Origin of the sequence: Mycobacterium sp. 852014-52450_SCH5900713 (genome assembly GCF_001667075.1) — a bacterium.
Classification (GTDB): Bacteria; Actinomycetota; Actinomycetes; order Mycobacteriales; family Mycobacteriaceae; genus Mycobacterium.
On the sequence record NZ_LZIL01000061.1, the window covers coordinates 73,806 to 82,516 of the forward strand.

Consider the following 8,711-nt stretch of genomic DNA (forward strand, 5'->3'; position numbering starts at 1 on the left):
AAAGCAAATGTCACACCGCCATCGGCTCTTGTGAGAACTTCAGGCGCACAGCTATCCGCGTGTGATTTTGCATACATCGAGGTAATCGACGGTATCGGCACAGCTAGACCGCGGTTTAGCGCGACGCGCAAACCGTCATTTCTGGCAATAAAATCCCTACGGATCGACGTTATTATCGATCGCGCTAAATTGTTTTCCGGTCAAATGCAGGACGGATTGGAAGCGCTGAATCCCTCCTATCGCCATATGGCACGACGCCAGAAGAACGCATACGGAGCATATGCGCAATGTAAGCCGTGGATTAAACCCGCGAGTTCAGAGCAAGCGTGTCAGCCCGGCCGGGACGCAATTACACCCAACCGGACCCGACGGCGTTGTCGGTGCTGGCCATGTTGCTGCGGGCGGTCTAGAACGATTGCCCGCGGAGCGTCGGCCGTTGCTGGATCACCCGGAAGCTGCGACCCACCTCCCGGCGGGCCAGCGAGTCCGCGCCGTCGCGGCAGTCGCGCGCCGCCGGTACGTGGCGAACGAGGCCGACGCTCGGTCACCACCGACGCCGCCCGGACGCGCACGATGGCTCCCCGCCTGTCTACGTCGCCGAACTGATAACCAATTGCCATAGCGTTCCCCTGCTGTTCACCCACACGCAGGGTAGATGAACTAGTCTGCCGCGCCGCTGATTAGCTGCTGACAGTTTCCTGGGAGGCCCTGCTTGGCTGGTCACCGCGGGTTTCGGCCAGTCTTGAAGACTCCGCTGCGACGCCTGTGACGTTGCTGAACGTGCCCTCATCCTCAAAAACTAGTTTGTAGAAGCCCTTAGGGCCATCGTCATGCCGGCCGGGTCGGCGGATGGACTTCGTATCGCGGACCGCTGCCGCATCGGTTGCTCACCGCGGAATACCTGACACCGCCGCAGACCCTGCGGAGGGCTGATTCGACGCCAAGCCGCGGCGCCCGGCAGGAACCAGATGAGGCGAACTCGCCGCGCGACCTACGTCGTCTTGTTCTCGGCGACCGCCGCGCTGAGGCCCTCGGCCAGGTCGTCTTGGGTCAGCTCCTTGAACCGCAGAAGCTGCCGCTCGCTGAACTCGGTAACGTCGCTGGCCAGCACCGCATCCAGGTCCTCGTCGTCCAGACGGAAACTGCGGTGATCGCGGGCCTTCTCGACCACGTTGCGCACGAAACCGGCATTTCCGAGCGTATCGATGCCGCGGATCAGGTCCCCGTCTTCGGAGTAACTCTCGTCGAGATAAAACCTTGTGTACGAAGGCAATAGGGAATGCGCCGCTTCCTCGGTGATGACGTCCTCGTTCTCCTGGCCCATCAATCGGGTCAACGCGACCAGCTCGTCCGGCGTATAGCTGAAGAACTCGATCACGGTCGAAAACCGCCGCCGCAGACCCTGATTCACGTCCAGCATCTTCTCCATCGCCTTCGCGTAACCGGCACCGAAGACGACGAGCTCATCGCGATGGTTCTCCATGTACAACAGCAACGTATTGATGATCGCGTTGCCGTACGGGTCACCCTGCTGGTAGCCCTTCTCGTGCAACGTGTGCATCTCGTCGAAGAAGACCGCCCCGCCGAGAGCCTCCTCGAGCATCTCCTCGGTGTTCTTCTCCGCGTCGGCCATGTACCGGCCCAGCAGCTTGGTGCGGCTGGTTTCGACCACCACCGGCTTGCGCAGCACCGTCAAGCCGCACAACTGTTTGCTGAAGGCCCGCGCCACCGAGGTTTTGCCGGTCCCGGGCGGACCCAGCAGCAGTGTGTGGCGTGAGGTCACCGGCACGGGAAGGCCCATCTTGGCGCGGGCCAGGTTCACCTTCGTCGTCGCCTTGATGAGCTTGATTTCCCGCTTGGCGCGTTCCATGCCCAGCATCGCGTTGAGCTCGGCGTCACCCTCGGCCAGGTACCGTGCGGCCTCCTCGGCGTGGCGAGCGGCCTCCGTCTCCTCCCGGGTTGGCGCGCTGTCCGCGTCCCACGGATCCGTGCGCGCCTCAATGGTTTCCGGGTCGGTCAGGACCAGTCGATAGTTCGGGTTATCCAGCGCTTCGCGCGCCGGGCTGAACTTCGGATCCCGCGAATACACCCGGCGCAACAGCTCGACGGCCTCTTCCTCGCGGCCCAGGTGCCGCAGGCACATCCCTTGGGTGTAGAGGGCGATGTTGGCCGCTCCCGGAACGCGGTCTCCTTCAATCGCGTCCTGGCCCCGCCGGATCGCCTCCTCGAAGACGCCGAGTGATGCCAGCGCCGTCGTCGCCATCGCCGCACCGGCGGCCTTCAGTTCGGGCTGACGCCAGACCTTGCCCTCCGGGAATTGGTTGAGCACATCCGGCCACCGCCCGGTGCGGAAATACAGGATGCCCCGCGCGTAGTCGACCAGCTCCTGCTCAAATGGTTGGCGGGGCTCGACCCCGTCGAGCAGTTCCGCCGCCTCCTCGTAGCGTTTGGCCTCGGCGAGCACGGCCGCGTAAGCGCACGCCAGTGACTCGACGCTGGTGACAGCCAGCTGCAGGAACATGCCGTCGGAGACCTGGGGACGGAAGTGCAAGTCGGTGACCCCGAGCCGGCGGGTCTCCCATCCGAACGTGCGAATCGACGCCCACGCACCGGCGAGCACCTCGATGCTCCGCTCCCCCGCGAGCAACCGCGCCAGCCACGCGTCGCACATCCCAGGGTCCAGGTTGCTGGCCGTGGTGAACATCTGCGACGCCACCTGCGGGTTGTGACTGGGTTGGAGCCCGTTGACCGATATCCCCGATGCCAGCAAGCCGGCGACCATCGCATTGCGGGCGCCCTCAGCGGTCGATTGGGGCCGCGTCATTGCGCCACAGGCACGCCCGCCGGGCTCTCTCGCAGCTGACCGACCGACAGCGTGAGCTCGTCGTCGCCACGCACGGCACGGCACGGCACGACCAGCGAGGCATGTGTCGCGGGGGCTGGGAGGCTGGCGCGGACCGCGGCCAGCTGACGCCCGGTGAGGCGATTGAGGCCGGACGAAACGTTCCGGGGCAGCCGCTTCTCGGTGTGGTAGCGCACCCAGGCCGACACCTGCGGCCGGCCCGCGCGAGCGGTGAGCCGGACCGTCAGCACGGTGGCGACGGTGTCCGCCTGCCACAGCTCGTCGAGCGTGTCGGTGGTGATGTCGGCGGGCGTCACCCAGAAGCTGGTGGTGAAGCCGTTGAAGTGCTTGAGGTGGCGCCAGCCGGGCCGGCTCCAGGTGGGCTCCAGGTCGGCCAGCACCGCGCGGTCGACCTCGGTGATCTCCTCGGCGGTCAACGGCCTTGCGGCACAGGTCATTCCATCGAGATCTTGAGCCAGCCGCTCGGTGGCCGCGACCAAAGTCGAAGCCAGCGAATCGCGGACCGCCACAGCGGCGATGTTGCGTTGCGGGTTCATCCGCAACACCAGCCAGGTGCGGCGAACGTAGGAGGAGGGCTCGCCGTTCGCCACCTCCCACTCCTCGGGGCCCCAGTCGTCGAGCTTCGACAACTCGGCGGCGTTGCCACCGCGGCGCACCTTCACCGACACGATGTCGATGTTATCGAGGTGAATGTCGAACTGCCGCAACCCATCTGCCACTGCTTGCACCAGCAGGGTGGGCGGCGACGTCCGGTGCCGGTGACGCGACGAAGCGTCGTCGTCGCCCCCGTTCACCGCGATGACCGAGACCAGCTGGCCCTCGTATTCGCGCACGCCGACCTTGTCGCGTCCGAACCGACGCTGGTAATCGAGCACCGGCGTGCAGCCGGCGCCCAGCGCGGTGCCGGGATCGGCCGACCAATCCCACAGCCAGGTGGCCAATGCCGATGTCACCGTCACGCCGTGGTAGGTGATCAGCGAGAACAGGGCGATCAACGCCGCTAGCCCGACCCCCACCCAGAACGCGATGCGGTAGGTGCCCTGCCAGGACTCCGGGCAGTGGCTGGCCACCACCAAGATCGCGACGTCTACCAGGAGCACCGCGGTGACCCGCGGCCACGACAATGACAAACCGAACCTGCGCTGAGCTTTCATGACTGTTGCTGCTCCGCCCTTATTGCTGCTTCCGCGATCGCTTCATCAGCATCGCCGTTCCAAAAACGCCCCCACCGATCAGTAACGCCCCGAGCAGGCCCCCGGCGGCCACCCACACTGGCACCATATCCCGGGGTGGGGCGGGCTTCGGTATGTTCAGCGGCGCCGAAAGTTGCTGCGGCGGCTTCAACGGTCCTTCGGGTACGTCCCACGTCAGTGCCGCCACCGGGTCGACGATGCCGTGCCCAATCTGGTTATCCACGCCGCGCGCCGGCGCGCGGGCGGTTCTGGTCAGCCGGTTGATGACCTGATACGCCGACAGCTGAGGGAACTTCGCGCGAACCAGCGCGGCGACGCCGGACACGATCGCGGCCGAGAAGCTGGTGCCGGACGGAACCAGCAACGAGTTGTCCGGCCCGTCAATCGCGTTGATGACGCCGTCGTCCCGGGGGGATAGCCCGATGACGTCGGTGCCGGGCGCGGCGATGCCCACCCAGGGACCGGCCACGCTCGTCGATGCCTGACCCTGGTTGCCCTGGGTCATCGGCCGGCCATCCTCGTCGACAGCGCCCACCGTCAGGACATAGTCGCTGAACCAGGACGGCGTCACGACGGTGGTGACGGAGCTCCAGTTGCGAGGATCGTTGGGCTGCAACGGATCATGCGCCGGGTTCTGCTTGCAGTCCTTCTTGCTCGTGTCGCCGGCCGCGGCCACGATCACGGCGTTCTTGTCGACCGCCGCATAACGCACCGCGGCGCCCAGCGCGCGCTGGTCGACGATGTTGCGCGCGCTCATGCACGTCACATCGGAGATGTTGATGATCTGCGCGCCCATGTTGGCGGCGTGCACGATTGCCCGGGCCATCGTCTGGACGCCGTCGATCTTCGCGCGAGTCTGCGGATCTTCGTCGCCGGTGTAGGCGTCCTTGAGGCCGAAGGCCTGGCTCGACTGGCGGATCCCGATGATGTCCACATCCGGGGCGACACCGCTGAACGCGTCAGGACCAGCCGAGGGCGGTGCCGGAGGCGGAGGTGGCGGGCTGGGCGGCGGATCCAGCGGGCGCGGGCCGCGTGAGTTGTCGACTCCGACAACGCGGCTCCCACCGGAATAGCTCGGTATGGTCACCGTGCCGCCGCCGTGGTTGCCGGCCGGGGCCTGCCCGCCCTGCGGCGGTCCCGGCGGTGGACCTGCAGGCGCGGGCGCGGGCGCGGGCGGTGGCAGCCCGAACGGTCCCGGAGCCGGCTGTTGCTCCGTCGGCGAAGGCGGAACCATCGTCACGGTCTGCGGCAAGGGCGACAACGTCACCGTCTGCGGCGGCGGCGCTTTCGGTGGCGGTTCGGTGGTGGGGATGGTGACCGGCCGTCGCGGCGCGGCCGGTGGCACTCCAGCGCCGTTGGCCGGCGCGGCGCCGATCATCGAGGCCACGATCGTGCCGTGGGCGTCGCAGTCCGACAGCCCGTCGCCGCCCATGACGTAGTCACCGCCGGGGATCAGGCGCGGAAACCGAGGGTGGGGGCTCACACCGGTGTCGATGACGGCCACCTTGATGCCGGCGCCGCGGCCGAACTGCCATGCCTCCTGCAGGTTCAGCATGTCCATGTACTTGGGTTGCAACCGGAAATCTGTGCCGGGCAGCACGCCTACCTCGGTGCAGTATGAATTCTGCTTCATCGGCGCCGACGGGCCGGGCGGACCGTCGGGCGGCACCGCGCCGGGATCGATCGTCGGCGGCGAAATCGCATAAGCGGGCGGTAACCCGGCCAATGCTCCTGAGGCGAGCAAGATTGCGGCGAGGGCCGCCGCGGAAGCGCGCCCTCGCCACACCTTGCTACTACCGGTAGCGGATTGCTGCATAGACATTCATCAACCACAATGCCAGCGGGAAAATCGGCATCAGGCAGAGGTATTCGATCCATTCCACGAACTTGCGGAACAGCGGGCTGTAGATGGTGTTGGGCACCACGGCCGCGGACGTGAGGCCGGCTGCCGGCAGCAGGACCAGGATCGCCGCGCTGATCGACACGGCCAAGGGCGACTGCAACACGAGCGCGTACCGCGCCACCACGGCGCCCACGATGAGGACGGCCGTCACCGCCAGGGTGATCGCCTGCCAGCGGTCGACGTAGGAGCGTCCGCGCAGCATCAGGAACCCGGCGCTGAAGCCGGCGAGCAACAGCGGTAGCCAGCGTTGGCCGGTGTGCGGGTCCGACAAGGCCGCCAGCGAGACGATCATCAGGACGCCCAGCCCGACCAACAGGCCGGTCAGGAAGGAGCGGGCGCGTTCGGCCTGCACCAAGACGTCGCGGACGGATGCGGGTCCCTCGAGGACCGGGGGGCCACCGTCGGAGCGGACCACGGTGGTCGGCAGGTCCGGCCGGGCCTCGAACACCCACCGGCTGGTCGCCGACGGGAAGACCGGCAGACGAATGCCGGCCAGTCGGCGCGAAAGCGCGGGCGCGGTGTGATAGATCAGCACGCACACCAGGACGACGCTGGTCAGCAGCGTCACCGCGCTGGTCATCGCAACCATTCGCGCTAGGGCCGCGATCGCCGTGACCAGGCTGATGGTGATGAGCGCGGTGTACAGGCCCAACCGGCGGCCGGTGAAACGCAGGGCGAGCATCGCGGCGATGGTGAGCACGCCGAAGGCCAACACCGCGTGCGGGGATCCCACTCCACCGGGCGGCGCCGCCGCGGCGGCGACGGTGAGTGGCGCCAGGCCGCTCAGCAGCATGATGTCGGCGATGCGGCGGTCCTGCTGGGTGCGGGCCCGCATCAGCAGCATCAGGGAGACGCCCAGCACCACCGCGGCGATCACCGCGGAGTACGCCGTCGGCAGCCAGGAGTTGTGGTGCCAGCGGTACCAGAGCAGCAAGCCGGACGCAGCCGTAACCCCGGCCGCCACCATCGACGCACCGACCTGCACCGCAACCACCGGATCGATCGCGGCGAACCGCTTGCTCAGGTTTGCCGCGACCGCGGTGGAGATGTGCTCGATGACCTGCGAGCGATGCTCGGTGTCCTGGATGAACCGGATCCACAGCCGGTCGCCGTCGTAAACGTCCTGTTCGGTCAGGGACTGGGTGGCCCGCAACGGGCTGCCGTCCACCAGGCAGAGCGCCCACCTGCCGCGGCCCGTGGCCTCCAGCGGGGTTTCTCCGAGCTCCCTGAGTCGGCTGTTCACCACCTTCAGCAGCGGCTCGGTCATCACCGAGACGGGGGCGTTGGCGTCCAGCAGGACGCCGATCTGTACGCCCGCCCCGGCCATAACGCCGACCACGACCGCCCGAGGTTGCGAAATTCCCTCAACGTCAGGCTGAAGCGCTTCAACTACCGCAGTCATCGCCCTGAACCCCTTACCGTCGTGAATGTGTAACCCCGTGCCGCCAGCCGGGCGGGAGTCTGCGCCGGCCGGCTTTCCGGGGCGCCGCGGCCCCCGGGAAAGTGCAGCTCGACTAATCCGAATTCCATCTACCCCGCCTCGCGATTAAAACCTTGGTGACAGTGGTTTGAGATTTGCTGAATCTCTTAGAGAAGTATGCCGTGTTGGCTTCTCAACCGCATGTTGAGTGCAAAGACATTGGTGAACTTTATGTTTCGTCGAATGTCAGACCCTGCTGTGGGTTTTCCACTCGCCGTAGGGAAGGGTGTCCAGCACCGTCTTGACGCCCACCTGCACCAATTGGGGGGTCGCCGGGCAGATGGCCAGCCAGGCCTCCCCCGACCCGGCCGTCCGCGCCTGCTGGTACAGCGCGATGCGGCCGCCGGAACCGTCCTTGAGCGACAGCACCGAAGCGCTGGGGCCCTTCGCGTCGTCCCGGTACTGACGCGCGTACACCGCGACCTCGGCCGCGGGATCGGAAAGGGCCTGTCCCAGCGCGGCCACGGTGGCGGCACTGATGCCCATCCGCCGCAGGTCGCCGCCGGAAAACACGTTGAAGCCGGACTCCTGCCACGACTTGGTGGCTTCCAGCATCTCTTCCAGCGGCACGTTGACCGCATTGATCGCCGCGGGCTCGGCGTGGTGTATCGACTCCAGCGCGTCCAGCACCAGGGACGCGATCGAGGCGCTGTCCGCGATCGCCACGTCATCGACGGTGATGTCGCCGCCAACACGCACCGCGGACACCCAGTGCTGGCCGCGACGGGCCAGCACCACCCGGAACTCGTTGTCTGGGATGTCGCGCGACCCGGGTGGCTGATTCTCGTCGTCGACCACGCCGTAGAGCAGCTTGCCCCGCGACAGCAGGGCGATGACCTCGAGGTCCGGCGCGGCCAGCACCCTCATTCGAGCGGCCACATGTTCGTTCACCTGGTCGTTTTCGACGATGCCCTGCTCGCGCATCACCGCCATGCCGGGATGCTCGTTGAGCCAGTCGCTCGAGTCGGTAGAAACAAATGGCCGGCACCGCAATTCCGGGGCGACGTGCCGGATGTCCAGGAGAGCCTGGAGCATCCAGAAACCGTCGACGTTAACGGTGATGTCGGTGCGGGCGGTCTGCTGATCCATCAATACCTCAAGGGTTCAAAGTGCACGGTAACCGCAGGACGCGGCAGCACACCGACCTGTGGTGTGCTGCCGCGCCTGAAGTTGGGGTTAGGCCCAGCTGGACCCAACGGCGCTGTCGGTGCTGGCCATGTTGCTGCCGGCGCTCTGCACCTTCTGCCCGTGGGCGTTGGCCTGCTCGTAGAT

Annotated in this window: 5 protein-coding genes and 1 pseudogene; all 6 read right to left on the reverse strand. The window is 66.9% G+C overall.

The features are described 5' to 3' along the window. Positions 1-991 precede the first annotated feature (991 nt). Positions 992-2,824 carry a type VII secretion AAA-ATPase EccA gene (gene eccA, locus A5773_RS18745; protein ID WP_066954072.1) on the reverse strand — a complete coding sequence of 611 codons (1,833 nt, stop codon included), beginning with the start codon at positions 2,822-2,824 and terminating at the stop codon, positions 992-994. Then, positions 2,821-4,017, reverse strand: a complete 1,197-nt coding sequence (gene eccE, locus A5773_RS18750; protein ID WP_066954069.1) for a type VII secretion protein EccE — start codon at positions 4,015-4,017, stop codon at positions 2,821-2,823. The genes eccA and eccE overlap by 4 nt, the downstream gene beginning before the upstream one ends. Before the next feature lie 19 nt (positions 4,018-4,036). Then, the gene (locus A5773_RS18755; protein WP_066954066.1) at positions 4,037-5,872 is read right to left on the reverse strand and encodes a type VII secretion-associated serine protease mycosin; all 1,836 of its coding nucleotides are present in this window, start codon (positions 5,870-5,872) and stop codon (positions 4,037-4,039) included. Then, positions 5,850-7,361, reverse strand: coding sequence for a type VII secretion integral membrane protein EccD (gene eccD / locus A5773_RS18760; protein ID WP_066954063.1), 1,512 nt, complete (start codon positions 7,359-7,361; stop codon positions 5,850-5,852). The genes A5773_RS18755 and eccD overlap by 23 nt, the downstream gene beginning before the upstream one ends. Positions 7,362-7,625: 264 nt before the next feature. Then, on the reverse strand, positions 7,626-8,528 hold the full coding sequence (locus A5773_RS18765) for an ESX secretion-associated protein EspG (RefSeq protein ID WP_055405688.1): 903 nt from the start codon (positions 8,526-8,528) through the stop codon (positions 7,626-7,628). Between the two features lie 87 nt (positions 8,529-8,615). Beyond that, positions 8,616-8,711: pseudogene (locus A5773_RS18770) on the reverse strand (type VII secretion protein EsxI); the annotation flags it as partial.